Source organism: Paenibacillus sp. CMAA1364 (assembly GCF_054373195.1).
Window position 1 is genome coordinate 1 of the sequence record NZ_JBITNB010000014.1, and the last position, 23,415, is coordinate 23,415.

24 protein-coding genes are annotated in these 23,415 nt (G+C 38.9%); 17 read left to right on the top strand and 7 right to left on the bottom strand.

The features are described from left to right. Both ACH8E3_RS10030 and ACH8E3_RS10035 read left to right on the top strand, forming a co-directional pair. Positions 1-424, top strand: a 424-nt coding sequence (locus tag ACH8E3_RS10030; RefSeq protein WP_458632497.1) for an RNA polymerase sigma factor, incomplete at its 5' end; no start/stop codon positions are given. Continuing rightward, a complete protein-coding gene (locus ACH8E3_RS10035) occupies positions 411-1,070 on the top strand; it encodes a zf-HC2 domain-containing protein (RefSeq protein WP_458632498.1) in 660 nt (219 codons plus the stop codon). The genes ACH8E3_RS10030 and ACH8E3_RS10035, both read left to right, overlap by 14 nt. A gap of 481 nt (positions 1,071-1,551) precedes the next feature. Here the strand turns inward: ACH8E3_RS10035 and ACH8E3_RS10040 are convergent, their stop codons facing one another. Beyond that, positions 1,552-2,349, bottom strand: coding sequence for a DUF4367 domain-containing protein (locus tag ACH8E3_RS10040; protein WP_458632499.1), 798 nt, complete (start codon positions 2,347-2,349; stop codon positions 1,552-1,554). After that, positions 2,330-2,917, bottom strand: coding sequence for an RNA polymerase sigma factor (locus ACH8E3_RS10045; protein WP_458632500.1), 588 nt, complete (start codon positions 2,915-2,917; stop codon positions 2,330-2,332). The genes ACH8E3_RS10040 and ACH8E3_RS10045 overlap by 20 nt, the downstream gene beginning before the upstream one ends. Before the next feature lie 280 nt (positions 2,918-3,197). Here ACH8E3_RS10045 and ACH8E3_RS10050 point away from each other — a divergent pair, with 280 nt between their 5' ends. Next, positions 3,198-4,202 (top strand): aldose epimerase family protein, encoded by a 1,005-nt coding sequence (locus ACH8E3_RS10050; protein ID WP_458632501.1) that lies wholly within the window; start codon positions 3,198-3,200, stop codon positions 4,200-4,202. An 82-nt stretch (positions 4,203-4,284) separates the two neighbouring features. Here the strand turns inward: ACH8E3_RS10050 and ACH8E3_RS10055 are convergent, their stop codons facing one another. The 3 genes from ACH8E3_RS10055 to ACH8E3_RS10065 form a co-directional block, all read right to left on the bottom strand. Continuing rightward, the gene (locus ACH8E3_RS10055) at positions 4,285-4,770 is read right to left on the bottom strand and encodes a zinc-ribbon domain-containing protein (protein ID WP_458632502.1); all 486 of its coding nucleotides are present in this window, start codon (positions 4,768-4,770) and stop codon (positions 4,285-4,287) included. Between the two features lie 85 nt (positions 4,771-4,855). Further along, complete coding sequence (locus tag ACH8E3_RS10060) at positions 4,856-6,088, bottom strand: aminopeptidase (protein ID WP_458632503.1); 1,233 nt, start codon at positions 6,086-6,088, stop codon at positions 4,856-4,858. Between the two features lie 30 nt (positions 6,089-6,118). Then, entirely contained in the window at positions 6,119-7,351 is a 1,233-nt protein-coding gene (locus ACH8E3_RS10065) for an aminopeptidase (RefSeq protein WP_458632504.1), read from the bottom strand. A 137-nt stretch (positions 7,352-7,488) separates the two neighbouring features. On the opposite strand from ACH8E3_RS10065, the gene ACH8E3_RS10070 reads away from it, so the two are divergent. The 7 genes from ACH8E3_RS10070 to ACH8E3_RS10100 all read left to right on the top strand — a co-directional run bounded on the left by ACH8E3_RS10070 (position 7,489) and on the right by ACH8E3_RS10100 (position 12,647). After that, the gene (locus ACH8E3_RS10070) at positions 7,489-7,755 is read left to right on the top strand and encodes a hypothetical protein (RefSeq protein ID WP_458632505.1); all 267 of its coding nucleotides are present in this window, start codon (positions 7,489-7,491) and stop codon (positions 7,753-7,755) included. A gap of 184 nt (positions 7,756-7,939) precedes the next feature. Further along, positions 7,940-8,281 (top strand): rhodanese-like domain-containing protein, encoded by a 342-nt coding sequence (locus ACH8E3_RS10075; protein ID WP_458632506.1) that lies wholly within the window; start codon positions 7,940-7,942, stop codon positions 8,279-8,281. A 134-nt stretch (positions 8,282-8,415) separates the two neighbouring features. Next, positions 8,416-9,660, top strand: a complete 1,245-nt coding sequence (locus ACH8E3_RS10080) for a DUF445 domain-containing protein (protein ID WP_458632507.1) — start codon at positions 8,416-8,418, stop codon at positions 9,658-9,660. Between the two features lie 15 nt (positions 9,661-9,675). Continuing rightward, on the top strand, positions 9,676-10,584 hold the full coding sequence (locus ACH8E3_RS10085) for an aldo/keto reductase (protein ID WP_458632508.1): 909 nt from the start codon (positions 9,676-9,678) through the stop codon (positions 10,582-10,584). A gap of 32 nt (positions 10,585-10,616) precedes the next feature. Beyond that, positions 10,617-11,291, top strand: a complete 675-nt coding sequence (locus ACH8E3_RS10090; protein ID WP_458632509.1) for a hypothetical protein — start codon at positions 10,617-10,619, stop codon at positions 11,289-11,291. A gap of 57 nt (positions 11,292-11,348) precedes the next feature. Beyond that, the gene (locus tag ACH8E3_RS10095; protein ID WP_458632510.1) at positions 11,349-11,894 is read left to right on the top strand and encodes a peroxiredoxin family protein; all 546 of its coding nucleotides are present in this window, start codon (positions 11,349-11,351) and stop codon (positions 11,892-11,894) included. Between the two features lie 36 nt (positions 11,895-11,930). Continuing rightward, on the top strand, positions 11,931-12,647 hold the full coding sequence (locus ACH8E3_RS10100) for a class I SAM-dependent methyltransferase (protein WP_458632511.1): 717 nt from the start codon (positions 11,931-11,933) through the stop codon (positions 12,645-12,647). A gap of 88 nt (positions 12,648-12,735) precedes the next feature. Here ACH8E3_RS10100 and ACH8E3_RS10105 read toward each other — a convergent pair whose 3' ends face one another. Then, on the bottom strand, positions 12,736-14,103 hold the full coding sequence (locus tag ACH8E3_RS10105) for an aldehyde dehydrogenase (protein ID WP_458632559.1): 1,368 nt from the start codon (positions 14,101-14,103) through the stop codon (positions 12,736-12,738). Between the two features lie 144 nt (positions 14,104-14,247). Here ACH8E3_RS10105 and ACH8E3_RS10110 point away from each other — a divergent pair, with 144 nt between their 5' ends. Together ACH8E3_RS10110 and ACH8E3_RS10115 are read left to right on the top strand one after the other, a co-directional pair. Beyond that, entirely contained in the window at positions 14,248-14,487 is a 240-nt protein-coding gene (locus tag ACH8E3_RS10110) for a hypothetical protein (RefSeq protein WP_458632563.1), read from the top strand. After that, positions 14,450-14,545 (top strand): hypothetical protein, encoded by a 96-nt coding sequence (locus tag ACH8E3_RS10115; protein ID WP_458632560.1) that lies wholly within the window; start codon positions 14,450-14,452, stop codon positions 14,543-14,545. The genes ACH8E3_RS10110 and ACH8E3_RS10115 overlap by 38 nt, the downstream gene beginning before the upstream one ends. Before the next feature lie 99 nt (positions 14,546-14,644). On the opposite strand, the gene ACH8E3_RS10120 is transcribed toward ACH8E3_RS10115, so the two are convergent. Continuing rightward, positions 14,645-16,249, bottom strand: coding sequence for a glycoside hydrolase family 43 protein (locus ACH8E3_RS10120; protein WP_458632512.1), 1,605 nt, complete (start codon positions 16,247-16,249; stop codon positions 14,645-14,647). A 174-nt stretch (positions 16,250-16,423) separates the two neighbouring features. Here ACH8E3_RS10120 and ACH8E3_RS10125 point away from each other — a divergent pair, with 174 nt between their 5' ends. From ACH8E3_RS10125 to ACH8E3_RS10145, 5 genes are all read left to right on the top strand, one after another. Further along, entirely contained in the window at positions 16,424-17,311 is an 888-nt protein-coding gene (locus tag ACH8E3_RS10125; protein ID WP_458632513.1) for an AraC family transcriptional regulator, read from the top strand. 76 nt (positions 17,312-17,387) lie between these two features. Further along, positions 17,388-19,223, top strand: a complete 1,836-nt coding sequence (locus tag ACH8E3_RS10130; protein WP_458632514.1) for a UbiD family decarboxylase — start codon at positions 17,388-17,390, stop codon at positions 19,221-19,223. A gap of 120 nt (positions 19,224-19,343) precedes the next feature. After that, positions 19,344-20,702: an extracellular solute-binding protein gene (locus ACH8E3_RS10135; protein WP_458632515.1), complete on the top strand. Its 1,359-nt coding sequence runs from the start codon at positions 19,344-19,346 to the stop codon at positions 20,700-20,702. 82 nt (positions 20,703-20,784) lie between these two features. Further along, complete coding sequence (locus ACH8E3_RS10140; protein ID WP_458632516.1) at positions 20,785-22,608, top strand: cache domain-containing sensor histidine kinase; 1,824 nt, start codon at positions 20,785-20,787, stop codon at positions 22,606-22,608. Beyond that, positions 22,605-23,390, top strand: coding sequence for a response regulator transcription factor (locus tag ACH8E3_RS10145; RefSeq protein ID WP_458632517.1), 786 nt, complete (start codon positions 22,605-22,607; stop codon positions 23,388-23,390). The genes ACH8E3_RS10140 and ACH8E3_RS10145 overlap by 4 nt, the downstream gene beginning before the upstream one ends. Positions 23,391-23,415: the final 25 nt, after the last annotated feature.

A 23,415-nucleotide genomic window follows, 5' to 3' on the forward strand; every position in this document is an offset into this window, starting at 1 on the left:
CCTATATATCTATTTTAATAGATTTGGGAGTTTACACAATCTATTTTACACACTCGAAAGTTTCGACGGAGCTAAAGACATTCGAGCATGGTTATTTACGATTGCCAAAAATACTTATTTCTATTATTACAAAAAAAATAAATTGCAAGTGAATTACGATTTATTCGATATCGAATCTGACAATGGGGTTACGGTATTAGAACATCTTATGAAGGAAGAAGATGCCTTTGTTATTCATCATTTTCTTCACACTATGGATGAGCCATACAAAGAAGTCTTTTCACTAAGGGTATTTGGTGAATTACCATTTGCGAAGATTGGTGAAATCTTTGGGAAAAGTCCTGGATGGGCAAGGGTGACTTATTACAGAGCAAGAAAACAAATTATGGAGTATATGGAGGAAATGAATCATGAAAGAGATTAACTGCACGATTATTCAAGACGTTTTACCCCTTTATATCGATGAAGTAGTTAGTCAAGATACAAAAGAAATGGTAGACGAGCATTTACAGCATTGTGCTACGTGTCAACAAGAATACGAGTCGATGAATCAAAATCTTTATATTCCGGCAGAAAATAATGTCTCTCTTATCCATAATATTAGTAAAAAGTGGCGTACGAAAAAAATGATTATTTCGATTTGTTCTATTTTAGTAACAGCTATTATTTTAATGGGGACATTCACTTATATTTTGTATTATGAAACGGTTATTCCCTATTCGAAAGATCTATTCAAAATTGAAATGAAAAATGAAAATCAGTTAGTTTCCCATTATTACGGTAAAAACTATGCAGTCGTTAACGCAACGCATCCTATGCAACTTGTAATTGATGGAGAAAAAAAGAATGTGAGTTTTATTTTTTATACAAAAACTATAGCTGATTCGCCTTCAAGAAACCTTATTAATAATGGTGAAAGTCGTAATCAACAGGAACACACCTTTAATCTGGTTGAAAGTGAAATAACGGATGCAGTGTATTATGTAGATTATGATGCGAAGAAAAGTACTGAAGGAAATGATTATTGGGATTCAATTTTAGAACGTGCTGTATTGATTTGGGAGAAATAACACTAAATTCAGCTTACTTAAATGAAGGATAGATGGATTGTGGGACAATGAAATAAACGGACCAGATTGTAGAGTAACATCCTTGTTGGTCAGCTAAAATATTTCAGTTATTCTAACGGAAAAGAGAGCCCTTATATCGTGATTTTAGTGTTGCTTATGTTTGTAACGGAAGTGACAACACTTATGTTCAACTTTTAGGGTTATGATCATCAATTTCAGCCCAATAGTGTCAGTCAGTTCCGTAAGAATGCTATCTGCTTCAATATCAAGTAAATAGGGTCTTCTGCTTCCGTTAGAATCGGGAACACCAACAAAAATGATTGTAATCATGGCAATTGGCGAAATGAAATTACCCTACAGGAGCTATAGAGAAATTCTGCGTTCGCGCGAGTAATAGAAATAAAGGTAGCTCCCATATTGAATGGGGCTACCTTTATTTCTATTACTCGTTAACAAGATCTGGGCTGTTTTGACAAAACATTCACTCCGGAAGGTTCTCTATCATACCTAGAAGTTCTTCTTTCGTTAGATTCCCATAGATACGGATGGATAACCCATTGTATATAAATTGAGCAGCGTGATATCTACCGGCAGTATAAAAGACTTCAATATGATTGTTAAGAGTAAGCACTTGCGTATCCTCTGAACCTGTAGTTGTCGTCGACTGTTGAATATTTGAAGAATCAAGCGTAATTCGCATCTTTTCATCGGTAGATGTTTTATATGTTAATGTGATGGAGTCAGTCTTCTTCCCAGGTGCTATATCAGCCATTTCTGTGCTGAACAATTCAAATCGTTCTGGAATATTCTTAAGATCAGGGTAGGGGAAACTAACCTTACTTTTCACTTCCTCTAATGTATACATGAACGTTTTATGATTCGCTGTAGCATTCAATTCGGCTGATGGCTTATTTGGGTCTTCTGGGAAAATGGCATCAGGCGCTGCGGTTAATGCACCATCTTCATTCGGTCGATTATATGCTTCAGTTATGATGGTAACCATACCGTTGCCGATGTCTTTAATTGATTGGACTACAGGGGATATCGCTTGCGTCACCGCAGGAGGGTTAAATACAATTGCACCTGCGCTCACGGATGCAGCTACAACGGCAGCAAGCTGGAAATGTCTCTTTCTTTTTTTCCATTTATTTAATTGTTCGATCTTAGCCTGAACGTTCTGCCAAGACTCTTTCTTGGATTGATCGGATGATAGGGAGGATGAAGATACTGTTTTCTCAAAAGCATCGTCAAACCATGTGTCAAATTTTCCGTTGTTCATCAATTTCACCCCATTCATTACGCAATTTTTTACGAATATTTTCACGTGCTCGGAACAATCGTTGTTTGATAACTTCTTCCTTAATCTCTAAGATGTCAGAGATTTCTTTATAACTTAATCCTTGTTTCCAGCGGTATTCAATGAGTACCCGATATTCTGGCTTCAACGTATTTACTAGAGCTTGAAGAGAATCCTCCATCATTTTAAATTCGACTTCTTGCTCGACAGAGATAGAAGACTGCAATCCTTCATCTATATATGTATTAACATAATCTATATCCATTTGGTTACGGTGTTTTTTATTTTTTCTTAAATAAGTGATGGTTGCATTTCTGCATACGACTTTTAACCAAGCTCTTAGTTTGATCTCATTCTCAAATATAGGTTTCTTTCTAATGACTAGAATGAACGCATCCTGGATAATGTCTTCCGTAGCCGTATGATTCTTAAGCATGTAATATACTAACCCATACACTAAATCATAATATTCATAATAGACTTTTTCTTGTAAAGATTGATCTAAATGGTTGAAATCGGTGGCCACTAATAATTTTAAATGATTTGACATGTTAACATCCTCCTAACGACAAAACGAACGATTAATCCAATATAATTATTTCATTCATCTTCTATACTTTACATTATTTGTGGAGGAAAATCTTGTTAATTTAGTTATTAAGTAAATCTAATTCTGCACGAAGATTAGCTATTCGTTATGGATGGAGTGTCACACATGATTCTTGACGCTACCCTTTCCGAAGTAACATGATATAATAACTCATATTATCAAGTATTCTATGATAATGATTTCATGAATTTTAACCAGATTACCTTTATAGGAGGATATTATGAATATTCAACATGCCGCATTTGAGACTCAGTACCAAGGTGAAAAGGCAATATTGCTCCAACATGGTCGCTATGAAGCAGCTGTATTACCTGAATTAGGTGGGAATTTGATCTTGTTTCGTGATACAGACAAAGGTTATCACTTCCTACGTGAACCCAATGAACATGAGATGGAACATTTCAAAGCAAATCCTGCCGTGTATGGCATTCCTGTATTATTCCCACCCAACCGTTTCGAAGATGGTAAATTTCCTTGGGAAGGTAAAGTCTATGAACTGCCAGTTAATGAAAAAGACAAAGGCAACCACTTGCATGGGTATATGCATACACTGCCTTGGGATGTTGACCATTTTTCATCAGATACATATGAGAGCAAGGTTGCCATTTCACAAAAAGTCAGTGTCGGCCATTTGTATAAGAAGTATTTTCCTTTTGAATTTACACTAACGCTAGAATATACCTTAAGTGAAGCAGGGCTTAGACAACAAGTATCAGTGAAGAATAATGGGAGCGAACGAATGCCTAATTTACTTGCATTTCACACGGCAATCAATGCGCCATTTGCACCTCATAGCTCAGCTGCTGATTATCGTATGAAGTTAACTGTAGGGGATCGCCAAGAGCTTAATGATCGTATGTTACCCACTGGACGTATTCAGCCCTTAACAGTGAATGAAGAATTGATGAAGAATGAAGGCGTTAATCCTTATTCGTCACCATGGGATAATCACTATACATCCAGTCCCCAGAATGGACGTAATATGATGGAACTTACTGACACAAGAACAGGGGATAAGCTGATCTATGATGTGGATGCTGCCTTTAAGTATTGGATGATTTGGAATAATGAAGCGTGTGGACAATACTTCTGTGCAGAACCTCAGATAAATCTTGTGAATGCACCGAATATTCAAGATCGAAATGCCGAGGAGATTGGTCTAATCGGACTTGAGCCAGGTGAAGTATGGATGGCAACGAGTTATTTATATCCGGCTTACGCATAACAAACAAACCAGTCATACCCGTAATAGGGTGTAGACTGGTTTTTTAGGCTGATCTAAGATTGACTGAATTAGAATAGAATACTCAACTCATATTCAGATGATGTCCGCATGCACTACAGAAGCGATCCGACGATATAACTGCTGTTCCACATTGACTACAGTGATTCGTAGTATGGGAATTGTGTTTATCTACAGATACCTGTTTGACCTTAAGCGTATGAAATTGCTGACCGCAAAAAGGACAATACGTTGCATCGGAAGGTAACATTTTACCACAGCCACATTCCTTTAGACTTTGAAGATGCTGAATTTTGCGTTGCATCTGCTGTAATTCTTTCTCAAGCGTAAGAATGTTCTGTTCATATTTCTGTATGTCAGCTGTAGGTATCATCTTTTCTTTGCGCGCGATGCTTTGATGGATAATACGTCCAATGGCCGTATAATTCTTATCTAAATCCTTTTCTTTCGATATGAGCTGCATTTTTAAAGTTGCTGCTTCGACCGTAGTTTGCGCTTTCTTACCAACATCAGAGACACTTTGTTTCATCTTATTAAATAAGTGAGACATCCTTTTCCTCCTTTAAAAGGGCCAACCCATTTCAATCCCCTTTAAGAACTGTTTCCTGTAACTATTCTATGGTCGAATAACTGGATTAGAATGCCCAATTCCCATCGGCAAAGATTTGCTCTTCTAGCCCATCACGAGTTAACCCATAGATATTCATCTGTGCCGAACCCATCATGAAATCAACATGAGTGATACTTTGATTCATACCTCTAGCGGCAAGTTCTTCTGGATTCATGGTCTTACCACCTTCAAGATTGAATGCATAGGAGCTTCCAATCGCAAGGTGACATGAAGCATTCTCGTCATATAAAGTCGTATAGTACAGAATATTACTTTGCGAAATAGGAGATTGGAACGGCACCAACGCCACCTCACCCAAATAATGAGAACCTTCATCCATATTCACTAAACGTTCGAGTGTGTCATAACCCTCTTCTGCACTGAAATCGATAATACGTCCATTCTCAAACGTGATCGAGAAACGATCGATGATGTTCCCACCATAACTGAGCGGTTTCGTACTGCTGACTTTACCGTTGACGCCAGTCTTTAGCGGTGCTGTGAACACTTCTTCTGTAGGAATATTAGCGACGAATGAGTTTCCTTGCTCATTAATACTACCCGCTTGTGCCCATATATGACCTTCGGGTAATTCAATGGTTAAATCAGTTCCCGGAGCTACAAAATGAAGGCTTTGATACTTCTTGCTATTCAGTTGATTGGATTTAGCTTGTAGTCTGTCAATATGTTCATGCCATGCCTGTATAGGATTGGGTTGATCCGCACGAACAGCGGCAAAGATAGCATCCCATAACATATCCATTTGTGCCTCTGGTGCTGCATCTGGGAATACTTTCGCTGCCCATGCAGGTGAAGGCGCGGCAATGCCGTTCCAGCTCATTTTATCAGCCTGTTGATATTGACGATATTTGTACATGGCTTGACCGTAGGTCCGTTGATGGTCGGAAATACGCTGTGGTTCGATTCCTTTTAGAAGATCAGGACTAGAAGAGATGATCGTCAAGAAGGCTGCACCATTCTCAGCGAGTTCAATCATTTCACCTGCGAACCAAGTAGGGGGCTCAGTAAAGGACTCACTAGAAGCTGATTCATATCGCAATCGTGAAATTACTTCATCGCTATAATTCACCTTCACAAGCTTAGCACCCGCTTCATAAGCTTTACGAGCAATCCGTTGAACTAGATCTGCTGATTCAATCATGGCACTAATAACTAGCGTCTGACCGGGTTGGATATTAACACCAATGTTCACGGCAAGTGTAGCATAATTCTCTAATTTATCTTCAAAATTCAGCATATTCATTATCCTCCATTCGTATGAATCAATCTACATTGCCCAATTTCCGTCTCGGAACAAGGGTTCCTCCAAGCCATCTTCTGTAATGCCATCAATATTCATCATTGCTGAGCCAATCATAAAGTCTACATGTGTGACGCTTGTATTTAAGCCGCGTTCAACTAATTGTTCCTGACTCAAATCCTTGCCGCCTTCTAGACAGAAAGAATAAGCACTACCAATCGCTAGATGATTCGATGCATTCTCATCAAACAGTGTATTGTAATAAAGAATATTCGATTCCGAGATCGGAGAGCGATGCGGAACGAGAGCAACCTCACCTAGATAGTGGGAACCTTCATCCATTGCTATCAGATGTTCAAGCGTTTCTTGTCCTTGCTCAGCAGATACACTGATAATACGTCCATTCTCAAAAGTGACTGAGAAATTATCGATAATACTACCACCATAACTAAGAGGCTTGGTGCTTCTCACCGTACCATTTACACCCGTCTTCAGGGGAGCAGTGAATACTTCCTCCGTAGGCATATTAGCTACGAAACGATGACCTTTCTCATTCGTACTATCACCTGCAGCCCAAATATGCCCTTGTGGCAATTCAATCGTAAGGTCTGTCCCTGGTGCAGTATAATGAAGTTTCTTATATCTCTTAGCATTTAGCATACTAGCTTTTGACGCTAATACGTCTAGATGTCCTTGCCAAGCTTCCACAGGGTGTTCTTGATCTATACGTACGGTATGGAATATCGCTTCCCACAGTTTCTGAACTTGTTGTGATGGATCCGTATCAGGGAACACTTTAGCTGCCCATTCTTCTGTAGGTACGGCAACCAGACACCAGCTGAACTTGTCCGATTGTACATATTGACGGTATTTCGCTAAAGCCTGACCTCTTGCTTTTTGCGAAGTAGCAATTCTTTCTTGTGGGATTCCTGTTAGAAGATCGGGGTTCTCGGCAAGAACAGTCAATACGGCTGCACCGTTCTCCACAAGCTCTACGATTTCACCCGCGTACCAAGTAGGAGGCTGGCCAAATGTCTTATCCGCTGCTAATTCATACTGTAGCCGCGTAACCACTTCGTCACTCCAGTTTACTTTTACCAGATCCGCACCCGCATCATATGCTTTCTGAACGATTAAATGTACAAATGCTGCTGAAGTAATAGGTGCATTGACAACGAGCGTCTGACCTTGCTGTATATTTACACCAACTCGTACAGCTAAATCTGCATATTTCATCAATTGCTGTTGGAAATCAGTCATGTATTTTCCTCCATATCAAATAGTTTCTACAATCTTCATTGTACTAAATTGAATTGCATAATGAAAATGAACATGTCATAGCTCGTGAAATGGTATACTATATAAATATATTTCAGATATAAAGGAGAGCATGAACGATGAATTTGCAAATTAAACATACAGATATGAAACGAAATGAAGATGATCATTTTGTAGGTCATACCGTATTTAGCATTGAGGGACAAAAGGATACATTCGAAATCACTTTCTTTAGTAAAAGAGGTAAGGAATGGGACTATAGTCTTAACTTTTTTAAGGATCCTGGAAGTGAAGAGGATCTAATGCGTCTTGATGAGATCCTTGTCGAAGACGATGATTTATATAATCAATTGCTGGATGCTGCGATTGAAGCTCAAGAACTATAAGGTTCAGAACACCCTAATCATTGTTGAGAGACCGTGTACTTACACGGTTTTTTGATGTTTATAAAAGAAGAAAATCCTCATTTTCCTATCTGTCATAATTTTATTGACAGTTAAGCTTCATTCTTTTATAATATGGATGTAAGCTTATGTCAACAAACTGTATTTATGATTGGAGATATGGAAGATGATATGGATGGGTATTGCTATTCTTGTGTTCACTTCAATGGTCATCACCACATGGTGGCCAACGCCAGAACTACAGGAATATCCTTGTAGCACCTTACCAACTGATCATACGCCCTATAAATTACTGGACATTAGAGACGCACTTGATTACGAAGCATGTCATGTACCTGGATCAGTGAATATATCGCTAGGTAGATTACCCTATGTGGCTAGGAAGGATCTAGAACCTGAACATTCGGTCATCATTATTGGGAAAAAAGATCGTAAGAGTAAGAAGGCTGCTCGTATATTAAAGAAAAAAGGGTTTCGTAAAATCTATGTTTGTATGAATGGAATATAGTTAATGATGGTTAATACGCCATAGAAACATGCTCATTCAATTGTATCGATGCAGGGGGTCCATGGACTTCCTGCTTTTTTTCTTTTATCATTAATTATTGAATAAATAGTTCGAGAATATGGAGGAGGAACCACATGAGAACTAGATACATAGCAAGCTCTTCCTTGATCTTCATGGGAATCGGCTTCATCGTAACATTGTTTTTACCACAAAATTTAGCAGTGCGATTGCTACAAGGTGGATTTGAAGCGGGTTTAGTCGGAGGATTTGCTGATTGGTTCGCTGTGTCAGCATTATTCCGTCATCCTATGGGAATTCCGATTCCGCATACGTCTTTATTAACTAACAATCGAGATAAAATTGTAAACTCATTAATATCTGCTATGGAGACAGAATTATTAAATAAGGAAAGTATTAAGCGTAAGTTGAGTCAGATGAAACTATCTAAGGCGGTAGCATCTGGTATTTTCAAACTAATTAGTAAGCGAAAGATAAGAAAGACGGTTATCCATTCACTGAAATCCACTGTAGAGACGATTCCTGTTGACAATGTAGCCTCATTTGTGCAGAAAGGCTTTGCCGGTTATGTCCGCAATAAAGAACTCGAACCACTTATAGCTCAAACGGCTGTATCGATTATAGAGAACCAATATGATGAGTTAGTTCTTGATTATATTCTTACCTATGGAAAGACATGGGCAAGTGATTCAGAATCAGAGAAAATGTTGGGACATTGGGTGCACGCGAAGTTACAAGATGTACAGCTTGGGGGGATGAAAGGTTTTGCGATCTCAGCCTTTCTAGGATTCATGAGTGAAGAGAAGTTAGGTTCGCTACTTACAGGGTTCATTCTATCTTCCATTAATGATCTCTCTAGACCAGATAGTGATTATAGGGAGCGTATCCTGCGTGAGATAAGAATGCAGATCACAACGGCTGCTTTGAATCCTGAGGTAACGAAACAAATCGAACACTGGTTGGACACTACACTCACAGGGACAGGCACGTATACATTCATTCTCAACCAACTGGAAGACCTTCGTGAACAACTTGTTCAACGGTTGGATCGTGAGTACGATAATGGCGGTCGAATCATCTTAACCTTATATCGTTCTATTACTTCCATGCTCAGTAAGCATGAACAACTTGTACAGAAATGGGAGCAGGGCGTTCTAGCGATAATTGTTGATCTTGTGGAGAAGAACTACTATAGATTAGGTCTATTAGTGAAAGATAACTTAGATCAGATGGATAATGAGACACTCGTGCATATGTTAGAGGACAAAGTGGGTAATGACTTACAATGGATCCGAGTGAACGGTGCATTATGTGGGTTCATTATCGGAATTGGTCTTACTATATTCCATATATTAATCTAATCGGGAGGATATAAGATGAAGAAATCACAACTTGGATCATCTGATCTATATGTAAGCGAAATTGGTCTTGGGTGTATGTCGTTAGGAAATGATAAACGTTCAGCCATGGCATTAGTTCATGAAGCGTTAGATTTAGGGGTTAACTTCTTAGATACAGCTGATCTCTATGACCATGGTCTTAATGAAGAAATTGTCGGTAGTTCAATCAAGAATCGACGAGATCAAATCATCCTATCCACGAAGGTAGGGAATCGATACGTACCTGAGCATGACAAGACAGTATGGGATCCTTCAAAAGACTATATCATGAACGCTGTCAAAGAAAGCCTACGTCGACTGGGGACAGATTATATCGACCTGTATCAATTACATGGCGGTACGATGGAAGATCCTATGGATGAGACGATTGAGGCATTTGAACAGCTCAAGCGAGAAGGGATCATAAGATATTATGGTATCTCTTCTATACGTCCCAATGTGATTCGAGAATATATCTCAGATGCGAATGTGGTTAGCGTGATGAGCCAATATAATATACTGGATCGAAGACCAGAAGAAGAGATATTGCCTTTATTAGGTGAGAATGATGTTAGCATGATTGTTAGAGGACCTGTGGCTAAGGGAATCTTATCACACCAAGGTGATCAGAAAACGTCTAAAGGATTTCTGAATTATAACCAAGAGCAACTACAACTCATGCGTGACAAGCTTCAAGTGTTAGTTCGTGAAGATCGAAGTATGGCACAACTCGCTATACGTTATGTATTGTCTGACCCAGCGGTGGCTGTTACGGTTCCTGGAGCAAGTTCAATAGAACAACTGCGACATAATATTGCGGCAGGCCGTGTCGAGCCTTTAAGTGAGCAAGAATTATCAATCATTCGTGATATAAGTCAGGCTAACTTATATATAGACCATCGGTAAGGGATTGAACTAGCATAGAAAGGTGTGAAGGATTGAACGTTATACAATTAGGACCATTTATACTTAATTTCCAAATCCTCATGCTGATAATTGCTGCATTCACTAGTTATCTGGCTGTGAAATATCGTATAGGGCAATTAGATGTTGATCGAATTATCATCGATAAGTATGTGAATGCCTTTATTCTAACAATTATCATCTGGAAGATGAGTATCATTATTTTCGACCCAATATCGGTTATAGAACAGCCCATTTCACTTCTATACTTCAATGGTGGGGATAAGGGATTATGGTTAGGCTTGCTCACTGCATGTATCTATTTATACATTCGATCACGTAAAGATGGTACATCTCTGATGATGAATCTGGATGTGTTGAGTATAGCGTGGATCACGGGTAGTAGTATGTATCATCTCTTGATATTAATCGTTGATCGAACGAGTATTCTATTCCATTTACTATATGTCATTTCAAATATCACGATTGGGTTACTCTATTTCGTTAAGAAACAATCAATAGGTCAATCCACAGACTATACCCGCTACTTCATGTGGTATAGTCTCATGATGCTGGGTGTATATTTTGTGGAACAAGGAAGAATCACTATTATCTATGGCTTTACGATGGTTCAATTGCTATTTCTCGCCATATTTATATTTTGTATGATTTGGGATAACATATTGGATCGTAGAAAAAGTAAAGAATGATAGTGATGGTCTACATGATCATGTGATCGTGATATACAATAGAAATTGAGGTGCAACATGCGAAAGAATGGCATTGCTATCATTATCGTTCTATTATTAGTAGGTTGGGGCGTATACGACTATCTAAATCAAGATCAACCCCAACCCAACCATGAACAACAGTCTTTGGAGAATATAGGTATTAAGAAAGGGAATAATGCGCCCGATTTTGAACTTATGGATTTAAAAGGGAAGCCAGTGAAGTTATCAGATTATAAGGGGAAAAAGGTCATTATTAATTTCTGGGCTACCTGGTGTCCTCCATGTCGAGCTGAAATGCCTCATATGGAGAAGATCTATGAAGAATACGGCGATGATGTCATCGTATTAGCTGTAAACTTAACGAATACTGAATCCAAAGCAAGCGATGTCCATACTTTCGTTGAGAAATTCGAATTAACATTCCCCATTGTGCTAGATGAGAAGGGATATGTCTCTGATACGTACCGAATTATTGCTTATCCAACGTCCTATTTTGTTGATACACAAGGTGTTATCCAAGAAATTTTCCAAGGTGCTATTAATTATGACATGATGACAAAAGCTCTATCCAAAATAAACTAATCCGAATTTGTATATACTTCATGAAGAGGTGATCAAATGGATCAAGCTAATTTCAAAGAAGCTCGTAAAGCAGAAGCCAACTATCATAATGAGTTGTATCAAGAACATGACATACTTGAATCTGGCACGTGGATGTCCGAGCCTAATCAAATAGTAATGAATCTGTTGGATCAGTTGTTAGAATCCAAGAAAGACCTACATGTGCTCGATCTTGGTTGTGGTGCTGGACGTAATACCATTCCGGTTGCTACACGTCTACAAGGTACAGATAGTCAAGTAATCGCTATAGACTTATTGGGTACCGCCATAGCTAAATTACGGGAGAACGCAAATAAGTATGATGTATCTAACATAATCCAAGTGGAAGAGTGTGACGTGGAATATACAACGATCAATGAATCTCAATACGATTATATTATGGCTTGTGGATGCCTGGAACATGTGAGTTCAGAAGATGCATTGTTGAAGGTAATTGAACGAATGAAGCGGGGTACTGTTCAAGGTGGCATTCACTGTATCACTATCAATACAGCAGTCACAGAAGTTGAGACTGATTCAGGCAAAGTATTAGAACCTTTAATTGAACTTAATTTATCAACAGAGAGAGCTATGACACTACTTGAGACAGCCTATCGTGATTGGAGCATATTGGAGAAGCGAACGGATAATCAATCAATTGATGAAGAGAAATATGATGTGCCAACACAATTTCGCACCGTATGTATTTCTTTTGCCGTACAAAAGGTGAAATGAGTAGCTCAACACAATACAAAGATAGAACACATCGATCTTAACATGACATTCGATGTGTTCTATTTATGTGTACATCAGATCATATTAGCTACTTCAATAACTTCCTAATCCATTTTACTTTGTCACCATAAGGAGGAAAGACGATTTTAATATCCAATTTCGTGCTTTTCTTCAGAATACTCTTAGCGTGGGAGAAGGTATCAAAGCTGTATTTGCCATGATAGGCGCCAATCCCGGCACTACCAACACCGCCAAAAGGAAGGTTTGTATTAGCAACATGAGATATCGTATCATTAATACACCCACCCCCGAAGGAAACTCGACTCAACACTCCTTGTTCTACGATCTTGTCTTCTGTAAATACATATAAAGATAAAGGTTTCGGTCGACTGTTAATCATATTAACTATATCATCCAATTCACGATACTCCATAATGGGTAAGATAGGACCGAATATTTCGTCTTGCATAACAGCATCTGACCAACCTTGCGTAGCTAGCAGTGTTGGCTCAATATACAAATCATCTTTTACAGCGTTCCCACCAACTATAATATTAGCTCTATCCATAGTAAGTATATTAATTAAACGATCAAATTGTCTCTCATTCACAATCCGTCCGTAATCCTTACTTAATTTCGCATCTGACCCATAGAAGTTAGTCATAATAGACTTCATTTCATCAACTAATACTTGTTTAATATCTACATGGGCTAGAACATAATCTGGCGCAATACAAGTCTGACCTGTATTCATCATCTTTCCCCATATGATACGCTTAGCTGCCAATTCAATATTGGCTGTGCGATCAACGATAACAGGGCTCTTGCCACCTAGTTCTAGCGTGACGGGCACAAGATTCTTGGCTGCAGCTTGCATGACAATTTTTCCAACAGCCACGCTTCCTGTGAAAAAGATGTAATCAAAGGAGGTATGGATCAGGATAGATGTTGTATCTTTATCACCCTCAATCACACGAATGTACGATTTATTAAATATCTCTTCTATCATTTCTTTAATAAGAGTAGAAACGGTAGGGGTATTCTCAGAAGGCTTCAGTACGACACAATTTCCAGTAGCGATCGCGCCGATCAGTGGTTCAATGAGGAGTTGAAAAGGATAGTTATACGGGCCAATAATTAGTACGGTCCCATAGGGTTCTTTCATAATATAGCTCTTGGATGGGAATTGATGTAATGGTGTCTTTACTTTCTGTGGTTTCATCCATTTCTTCAAATGCTTCATCGTATGACCAATGCTGCTCAAGGCAAAGCCAATTTCCGTTGCATAAGCTTCGAACTCACTCTTCCCCAAATCCTGATATAGTGCGGCGATGATCCGTTTTTCATTGGTTATAATAGCTTCTTTTAGTTTGCTTAATTGTTGTAGACGGAATGGAAGATCACGAGTCTGCCCACTATGGAAAAACTGATGATGCTCATGTAAATAATCCTCCATACACTCAGTTGTTAGAACCTCCAATTAAAACACCTCCATATTATATTTACTTATTTACAATTTACATCCATATCTACTTATGTAAGGTGAAAACAAAAGGAAGATGAAGTAGTGATGGTATCATTATAGGCGAAAGGAGAACCTATGGAAATCCGTAGAGTGCAAAAGCTTGAAAATATCTTCAATAATGTGACAAGTTCGAAGCAGGTCCATGAGGGAGTTTTATTTGTGGAGAACACAAGTGGTGATTTCTCATACAGCAGTGGATACGGTGGTAAGGAATTAGACTCTCCTTTGCTTATCTTTGCTTATGGCGAGCATTACGAAGCTGTTCACCACCACCTGCATTCTCGCTTTACAAGAACAGGGCAAGTTGTCACTTGACGATAAGATCATGATTCTCACATTAAGGACGCCGCAAGGGATCTTTCTAAAAAGATAATTTATAAGTTTCACTTGATACGCTGTTCCTAATATTTCGACAGAAACGGCACCACCATCCTTTTGAAGGACGACGGTGCCGTTTCTGCATTAACCCGTATTAGTTCTTGTAAGTAAAGTAATCGAAGTCAGCATGAAGGTTCTGGCCCGATGAATCCTGGCATTGCATCCCTACGAAAGCACCTGTAAAGAACCCTCCACCTTGGATATAATCATCCGAAAGTTTATACGATTCGAATTGAATTGCAATGGCTATCCAGTTCGTTCCGTCAAAGGAATAATGGTATTGGTACATATTCGTACTCACGTTAACGCGTAAATACACGTGCTCCACATGATCAGGAATAACAATTTCCTGGCCTTGAAGAGGTTGGGCAACGGAGGAATTATCGCATGTCATCAATTCAAGTATTCTTCCTTTATCTTCATTCCAAGTGATCTGACAAGATGTCCAGTTCTGAGTATTATAGTAATTCACTAATCCTGCAGATTGTTGGAAAGTCGTAGGGTTGAATGCAACCTTTGTCTCAGCTGTGAAAATAAAGTCCTGCCAACGTCTTGCCACAAAAGCTTGTGTGAATTTGGACGTTAATGATTCCTTTCCATATAGGCGTAAATGGCCAGGGTTATCTTTCAGAGAGAGGATATGCTCTCCTAATGGAATACGTAAATTTTGAAAGTGTAGATTTAGAACTTCATCATCAAAGTCATCTTTCACTGGGAAATCTCTATCCCATTTCACTTCTTCGATCTTCGGACCTTCAATTTGAGCAGAAGGTTGGTTACCACCTACGACATATGGCCAATCATTGTTCCATTCAAGTCTTTGAATGGCTGTCTCACGCCCTAGTGGACAGAAACCACGAGGATCTAATAAAGGTTGTCCCTCTCTTGGTAACGGTCTTCCTGTTAAATGTACCAAGAACCATTCGTCGGTATGTGTGTGAACCATCGATGCATGTCCTGCTTTTTGCAGAGCAATACGCGGATGTGCAAAGGAAGAGATTAACGGATTCTCTGGATGAACTTCGTAAGGCCCATTCAAATTTTTAGAACGTGCAATCGTTGCTTGATGCTCGTACTTTGTACCACCCTCAGCAGTAAGCAGATAGTAATAGCCATTTAAATGGTACAAGTGAGGTGCTTCCGTGAGCATGATATCGGTACCTTTAAAAATGATCTCTGCCTTACCTACAAGTTTACGCTCCGTAGCACTGTATTCTTGCAAAGCAATCCCATAGAAATTATGATGACCGATGCGGTGATCCCAATTCATGTTGACCAAGTATTTCTTTCCGTCTTCATCATGGAATAGAGATGGATCGAATCCAGAGCTATTCAAGTAGATTGGATCTGACCAGTCACCATCAATGGTTTCACAATTGGACAAATAATTATGACAATCCTTCCAATGACCTTCGAGAACCTTAACATCGGTATAGATCAACCAGAATTGCCCATCACTATACGATAATTGAGGTGCCCAAATTCCACCGGAATCTGGATTTCCCATCATATTTAATTGACTCAAACGGGTTAATGGTCTTGAGACTAAACGCCAGTTCTTAAGGTCTTTGGAATGATATATACCAACTCCAGGAAACCATTCGAACGTAGAAACAGCGATATAATAATCTTCTCCTACACGACAAATGCTGGGATCGGCATTAAATCCCGTTAAAATCGGATTTTGAATAGTAGTCATAAGTTATCTCCTTTTACCCATCCTAACAACCTCCCATAATACGAGGTTTTGGGTTATAATAAGGTTATTATAACAATGATGTTATGATGATCATATATCCATAACAAGCATGAATTTATCCAAATCAATCAGAAGAAGATTAAGGGCGTTAATTATAATTAGGGGGTGTGTTACATGGAAGTAGTATACGATCGACAACAAAAAGAGTATATGCTACCCGATATGGATTCCACATTTAAAGTGTTTGCCGCGCATTGGCGCACCGTAGAACAAGATTGGATATATTCACCTCATACACATCCGATGTTTGAGGTGAATCTCGTGTTATCTGGAACACAAGAGATGTTTGTTAACCGAAAAACTTACATTCAGAAGCCTGGAGATCTACTACTATTAAATCCGGGAGATATTCATGAAAGTCGAGTGGTGGGAGGGGAGAAGATGACGTATTATTGTCTTCATTTTGACGTGGACGAGAGAGCGTTTCGAGAACTTTTATGTCGAAATAAAATATGCTTTCATACATCAAAGAGTGATCTAGCACACGCGATCAGACCTGCACTCGACAAATTGATAGCAATAACAATTGAGGAGGACAGCGTGCGCGTGGAATCTAGGATGAGAGCTCTATCTACTTTATTCGAGCTGTTTGCCGCGGTCAGTGGTCATCTGTCCCAACAGGGAAGCGACAGCACAACAGGTTCACGTATGTCGCAAACAGCTTCGAGTATAGCTGCAAGATTGGAGCGTACTGTGAATGAAACATTTGACGGAATCCATGAGAGAAGTGACACAGATTCTGTGGCATCCATTGCTAAGGAAATGGGTTATAGCATGTCATCTGTGAATCGGATGTTTAATCATGTTTTCGGGATGTCCCCGCGCCAATATTTATCAACATTAATGTTGAAGAAAGCGAAACTATTACTGATGGAACCAGAACTTACGATAGAGTTCATATCTACCAAGCTAGGTTATAAAGACATTGCGCATTTTAGCAGGCAATTTAAACGATGGACGGGAGAATCACCAGGCAAGTTTCGTGACCATTTCTATAAATAATAGGGTAACCTTATATGATACAATAGGATCATCAATTATCGCAGGACCAATGACTAGTGAATGGAGATAAACAACCATGTACCGTAATTTAGAAGAATGCATTGTCGATTTAGAGAAAAATGGTCATTTAGTACGTATTAAGGAAGAAATAGACCCTTATCTTGAAATGTCTGCTATTCATATGAAAGTGTATGAAGCGGGTGGACCTGCTTTGTTATTCGAGAATGTAAAAGGTTCGAAATTTCGAGCAGCATCCAACTTATTTGGGACGCTAGAACGTAGTAAATTCATGTTCCGAGATACTTGGGCATCTGTGCAGAACGTCATGGCTCTTCGCGACGATCCTATGAAGGCTCTGAAACACCCCTTTCAGAATATTGGAAATGGATTAGCTGCTATCAGAGCTTTACCTTTGAAGTCATTTGGAAGAGGTCTTGTTACTACACAAGAAATTCAAATCTCTGACTTACCTCAAATCCAACACTGGCCAATGGATGGTGGAGCTTTCATCACATTACCCCAGGTATATACAGAAGATCTTGAGAAACCAGGAATTATGAACTCCAATCTAGGCATGTATCGTGTACAGCTTAATGGTAATGAGTATGAATTAAATCATGACGTTGGTTTGCATTATCAGATTCACCGAGGTATTGGGGTGCATCAAGACAAAGCCAATAAGTTAGGAATTCCCCTGAAGGTGAGCATTTTCGTAGGAGGTCCACCTGCACATACGTTGGCATCTATCATGCCTCTGCCCGAAGGATTAAGCGAGATGACGGTTGCCGGTCTTCTAGCAGGTCGTAATTTTCGATATAGCTATATCGATGGCTATTGTATTAGCCATGATGCAGACTTCGTCATCACAGGTGAGATTCATCCAGGTGATACGTTGCCAGAAGGTCCTTTTGGTGATCATTTGGGTTATTACAGTCTCACACATCCTTTTCCAGTTATGAAAGTACATAAAGTCTATGCTAAGCCCAATGCGATCTGGCCGTTCACTGTAGTGGGTCGCCCACCACAAGAAGATACCGCATTTGGAGAACTCATTCATGAGTTAACAGGCGATGCCATCAAACAAGAAATACCAGGTGTCAAAGAAGTTCATGCAGTGGATGCTGCTGGCGTCCACCCACTACTATTTGCAATTGGAAGCGAACGCTATACCCCTTACCAGAAAGTCAAACAACCAGCAGAGATACTCACGATCGCTAACCGCATACTGGGAACAGGTCAATTGAGCCTGGCCAAGTATCTTTTTATAACGGCAGAAGAAGATCAGCCTTTGGATACGCATCACGAAGTAAACTTCTTAACCTATATTCTGGAACGTATCGATCTACATCGGGACATTCATTTCCACACGAATACGACCATAGATACGCTTGATTATTCGGGCACTGGATTAAATAGTGGAAGTAAAGTGGTATTTGCAGCTTACGGGGATCGAAAAAGAGAATTATGCACGGAAGTACCTGAGTGTATGAAGGAAATAAGGGGTTACGATAACCCACAATTGGTGATGCCGGGAATAGTTGTCATCCAAGGACCTGAATTTATAGATTATCCTCAAGCGCAGGAACAATTACGAACATTATCAAATGAGATTCATCGTAAAGGACCGCTACCGTCTTGTCCGATGATCATTCTGAGTGACGATAGTTCCTTCATAAGTGCGTCAATCTCAAATTTCATGTGGGCTACATTCACACGTAGTAATCCTTCTCATGACATCTATGGTGTGAATAGTCATTATGAGAACAAACATTGGGTATGTGATAATGTTATTATTGATGCCCGTAAGAAACCACATCAAGCACCACCGTTAGTTGCTGATCCTCATGTGGAGAGAAATATTGAACGCTTATTTGCTAAAGGAGCTAGTCTAGGTGAAGTAAATATTAATTAGTTATAAAGAACTAATATTAGAAGTTTATACCCCTTAATTTAGAGGATAACCTCCTTACAAGATAGTTCTCAATACACTAGAATACATATATAGATAAAATATCTTCGAGGGGATAGAACAATGAAGACAAGGAAAAGCTTCATGCTACTCATGTCTATTTGTTTCTTTACAACAATAACTTTATTCGGTTGTGGAAACGGTAACAAGAACGCCGTTACAGTGACAACGAGACTTGAACCTCTTGAGATGACACTTCGTCATACACAACTCGGTGCTGATAAACAGAAACGTTTTGCCATTCTTACGGATGTGATCTCAAAGGTGGAGGGCGATGTTGAAGGACTCAAGTTCAAGATTGATGGAGTAGATTCTGACGTGAACCGCAAAGAGAAGCTTCGTGGTGAAATGGCTGCAGGAAATCCACCAGATATCTTCGATTTGTTTGGAAGCCCGGATTCTAAAGTATATGCAAGAGAAGGTAAATTACTAGACTTGACACCAATCCTTGAAGAACTTGGTATTAAGGAGAAATTCAGTTCCTTAGATCCTTTTACATTTGAAGGTAAAATCTATGGTCTGCCTGTCGGTGGTTCAGGTGAAGGATTTTTCTATAACAAAGAATATTTTGAGATGAATGAACTTACTATTCCAACAACGATGAAAGAATTAGAACAACTCTTAGATGTAATACAAGCCAATGGTAAAGTGCCTATGGCTGGAGCATCCAAAGGCGGTTGGGTACCACTTATGCTTGCCAATCACTTATGGTCACGCTATGCCGGATCAGATGTAACGGCCATGTTCACAACAGGAGAAGCTAAATGGACTGATCCTAATGTGATTAAAGGATTTACTAAATATAAAGAATGGGTGGATAAAGGCTACTTTAAAAAGGGAGAACTAGGTTTTGAATATGCTGAATACACAACACAATTCACAAGCGGTGAAGCGATTCTAATGTATGATGGAACATGGAAATCGTCCGTGTTCATGGCTGGAGAGTCAGGTGAAGGATTAGTAGGTAAGGTTGGATTCTTTAATCTTCCTCCAGTGGAAAATGGTATTGGTGATCAGACTTCTATTATGCGTGACGTGAATAATGGTTATGGATTCTCCAGTGCTGCAGAGAAAGATCCTCGTAAGATGGAAGCTGTAAAGTCATTTATTAAGAATCTTTATAATGAAGAAATGCAAATTCGTGGTCTAGTAGAAGATGGTGTTCTTCCTGCCATGAAGATGGAAGCAGATAAGCTGACTGCAAGTATAACAGATGACTTGATGAAGCAAATTGTAGATGTACTTAACTCATCAGAGACTTCATTTCCAGCGTTTGACTCTTTAGTTCAAGCGGATGTGACCACTGAAATTAGTAATATTCAAATTCAGAGGCTTATTGGTCAACAAATAACTCCTGAACAAATGGGTGAAGAACTTCAAAAGGTGCAAGATATAGCGAATAATAACGCAAATGGAGACTAAATCCACATTTATCAGAAATATTCAACAAATATCAACAGACAGTATAAAAGGATAAACCCATACAGAATGGATGCGTGTAGTTATGAATTTACGTGTCAAATTATTGCTGGCATTTGTTATACTCATTATCGTTCCTCTATGTATATTGGGTATTGTCACTTTTATGGTCACTTCAAACTCGATAGAAGAGAAATATAGCCGCCAAGCGGAATACTCGCTTAAGTCGATCAGTTACAGTATTTCCACAGCATTTAAGCAAATGGATAATGTGACTGACAGTGGCATTGGAACGTCTGTATTTCATATGGCCTTAACGGAGAAAGATCCCAGTAAGCAGGATCTGACCGCAACAGAACAATTGAATTTGAATGCTAGTCAACGTAACTTTCGTAACTTACTATATAACCACCCATCTATAAGTTATGCTTTTCTCTATAATTTACATGGGAACAATAGTACGGTTTCTATATTTACAAAAGAAAATTTTAAAGCGATGAAATTCAGTGAGTTCAAGAATCATCCGTTATATCAAGAAGTTGTTGAACTGAATGCCGTTCCTAAATGGCTTGCACCTCATGAATATCCTGAGATCACAGGTACCGAACCTGTATTCACTCAAATTAGACTTATTAAGGATATTAGTACACTTAAGAATATAGGTATTCTAATCGTACAAATCAAAAGTTGGGATATCGAATCCATATTCCGTAATCTCTCGTTGGATCAAAGCGCTGGTTCTACACATTTTATGTTAGTTAATAATGATGGTTTGATCTTATTCGATCCCATGCAGTCGTTAGATGGACAGAACATTAAGACACTAATGGACAAACCGGCAGATTTCGAGAATGGATACCAAAGTTTCAAAGCAACATTCAATCATAATAAAAGTATCGTATCTATGTACCATCTTAAAGAATACCCTTGGAGCATCGTCTCTGTTACATCTTGGGAGTCATTGTCAGAGGAAACCAAAGTCTTTGCTCAATGGTTTATTGGGATCACCGTATTATGTCTGTTCGCTGCACTTACCTTTAATATCGTATTTATGAATCGTATAACAGGTTCTATTGGTATGATCGTCCGATTCATGCGTAGGGTAGAAGGTGGAGATTTCAAAGTTCGTATTGAAGATAAGGGTACAGACGAACTACATGTGTTATCCAAAGGATTTAATGATCTTGTCGATAAGATCAATCTTTTATTTTCACAAGTACAAAATGAACAGAAGCAGAAGAATCAAGCGGAGCTACGTGTTCTACAAGCACAAATCAAACCGCACTTTCTATTTAATACATTAGAATCCATCAATGTACTTGCTATGCAGAATGAAGGCGAAAAAGTAAGTGAAATGGTTTATCGATTGGGAAATATTCTTAGAATTAGTATAGAGAGTAAGGAAATAATCTCATTGGAAAAAGAAGTAGATCATCTGAAAAGCTATTTGGAAATTCAGAAATTTCGATTTGAAGATGTTTTTGATTATGAAATCGATATCCCTAGGCATTTAAAGGATACGAGTATATTGAAGTTAACACTTCAACCATTAGTAGAAAATAGCATACAGCATGGTTTTGAAGGGATTTCTTATAAAGGATTAATCCGTATACGTAGTTGGACAGAGCAAGGAAGGCTTATCTTGGAAGTCGAGGATAATGGAATTGGGATCAGTAACGAACAGCTACTATCATTCGAATATATGCTATCCGAACAGAATGATATAAATGAAACCGTTCAAGTTCGAAATCCAGTTAATCAAGAACGTAGAGGTCTGGGTGTCAGAAGTGTTGCGGATCGAATTAGAATTCATTATGGAGATATTTACGGTTTATTCATATGTTCTTCAAGTACAACGGGTACAATTATTCGCTGTGTTATACCAAATGATGAGTGGAGGGAAATATGATGCTAAAAGTGATGCTAGTTGATGATGAAGCTCCAATTCTAAATAATCTGAAAAAGGTAATCCCTTGGGCCGACTTAGGTATGGAAGTTATGGGACTTGCAAGAAGTGGAAAAGAAGCTTTAGAAATATTTGAGCAGAAGGCCCCCGATATTATTTTGTCAGATATTCGTATGCCTGTTATGGATGGATTAACACTTATTGGAGAATTACGAAATAGAGGTTGTCATGCTGAAATACTCTTGCTTACAGGCTATCAAGAGTTTGAGTATGCGAGACTTGCAATTAAATATAAAGTGCGCGAATACATTTGCAAGCCAATACATTATAAGGAGTTAGAGAATACGCTTCGTGTCATTGGTAAACAAGTGTTACTGAATCGTAAGCTTGATCCACTTCAGTTCGTGGCGCAGATTCAAGAGAGAGAACCAACTGAATCTCCTAAGAAAACACCACTTCAATTAATGACGGAAGCGATTACTTATATTATGGCTCGACTCGATAAAGACTTGGGCATAGAAGAACTTGCTGATCATTTGGGTATCAGTTGTAGTTATTTCAGTTTACTTTTCAAAAATCATGTGGGTTGTACCTTCGTAGAATATTTAACCAATCAACGGATCGAAGCATCGAAACATCTTCTTAAATATAGTGAGAAGAGTGTGACTCAGATTGGTCTAGATATTGGCTATCAAGAAAGACGTTATTTCACCCGAGTATTCCTGCGGCATACAGGTATGACTCCGTCAGATTATCGGGATCAATTAAAAGAACCAGTTAGGTAATGTAGCATTAAAATATAAAATATAA